Annotated in this window: 2 protein-coding genes; both read right to left on the bottom strand. The window is 66.5% G+C overall.

Annotated features, from left to right (window positions below):
- On the bottom strand, window positions 1-331 hold a 331-nt coding region (locus MOV75_RS39480), incomplete at its 3' end, for an isocitrate lyase/phosphoenolpyruvate mutase family protein (protein ID WP_247008250.1).
- 166 nt (window positions 332-497) lie between these two features.
- Window positions 498-1,019 (bottom strand): biotin/lipoyl-containing protein (locus MOV75_RS39475; RefSeq protein ID WP_247008248.1); only part of this gene is annotated, 522 nt, incomplete at its 5' end.

The following is a 1,019-nucleotide window of genomic DNA, read 5'->3' as shown; positions in this document are numbered from 1 at the left end:
GACCGGCGGCGCCCGCCGCCTCCAGCTCCTGCACGGTGCGGCGCACGTTGAGCGCATTGCCGTAGCCGTGATCGGCATCGACCAGCACCGGCAGCGCGGAGGCGCGCGACATCCGCCGCATCTGCTCGGCGAGCTCGGTGAGCGTGATCAGGGTAATGTCGGGGTCGCCAAGCACCGCGAGCGAGGCGACCGAACCGCCGAACATGCCGAGCGGAAAACCGAGGTCCTCGGCGATACGGATCGAGATGGCGTCGTACACCGAGCCGGGATGGACACAAGTTGCGCCCGACAGGACGGAGCGCAGTTTTTCGCGGCGGGAACGAAAGGCCATGGTGCTGTCTCGGTTAGGTCACGGAGGCCACAGCATACTCCGTCATTGCGAGCGAAGCGAAGCAATCCAGGAATGCGCCCGCGGAGACAGACTGGATTGCTTCGTCGCGAAGGGCTCCTCGCAATGACGGTGGTTGGGGGACGGACCGCCCGCCCCACTCACATCCTTACGCAAACTCCAAAATCAGCGCGTCCACCGCAAGCGTCGCGCCGGCGCTGGCGTGGACTTTCTTCACGGTGCCGTCCTGTTCGGCGCGAAGCACGTTCTGCATCTTCATGGCTTCGACCACCGCGAGCGTCTCGCCGGCCTTGACCTCCTGCCCCTCGGTCACCGCGATCGAGACCACAAGGCCGGGCATCGGACAGAGCAGCTTCTTGCCGCTGTCGGAGGCCGTCGTCACCGGCATCAAGCGCGCGGACGCAGCTTCAGCTTCGGTCCAGACATAGACCGGCACCTCGACGCCCTGATGCGCCAGACGAATGCCATTGGGAATCGGCCGCGTCTGCACCGCGACGAAATGGCCGTCGATGGTGCCCTGCCAGACCGGATCGCCCGGCTTCCACGGCGACTGCAACAGATGCGCATTGCCGGCCTTGCCGGCGGCATCGACGAAACGCACCGCGATCGCCTCGCCCTCGCGTCCGACCTCGAGCTGGATCTCCTGTCGGTCGAGCCAGACCGCACGGCG

The organism is Bradyrhizobium sp. PRIMUS42 (assembly GCF_023006515.1).
Lineage (GTDB): Bacteria > Pseudomonadota > Alphaproteobacteria > Rhizobiales > Xanthobacteraceae > Bradyrhizobium.
The sequence above is the reverse complement of the archived record's forward strand: the minus strand, read 5'-3'. Positions and strand labels throughout refer to the sequence as shown.